Origin of the sequence: Citrobacter sp. Igbk 17, assembly GCF_028069775.1 — a bacterium.
Classification (GTDB): Bacteria; Pseudomonadota; Gammaproteobacteria; order Enterobacterales; family Enterobacteriaceae; genus Citrobacter.
This window is the reverse complement of record NZ_JANEWI010000119.1, coordinates 1-237: the sequence shown is the minus strand read 5'-3', so window position 1 is coordinate 237 and position 237 is coordinate 1. Positions and strand designations below refer to the sequence as shown.

Genomic DNA, 237 nt, shown 5'->3' with positions numbered 1-237 from the left:
ACCGCTTTTCATTTCTTATTACGGAGAAATGAAACAGTGTGTCGTTTCAATTTTCAGCTTGATCCAGATTTTTAAAGAGCAAAACTTCGCAGTGAACCTTTTCAGGTACACTCTGAAGTTTTCTTGTTTTTTGCAGTAAAGATGGTGGAGCTATGCGGGATCGAACCGCAGACCTCCTGCGTGCAAAGCAGGCGCTCTCCCAGCTGAGCTATAGCCCCATCGTAGTTATCTCATTCA

General features: G+C 43.9%; 1 tRNA gene. It reads right to left on the bottom strand.

The window, feature by feature from the left end:
• Positions 1-142: 142 nt before the first annotated feature.
• Positions 143-218: transfer RNA gene (locus NNO08_RS23075), tRNA-Ala, on the bottom strand.
• Positions 219-237 lie beyond the last annotated feature (19 nt).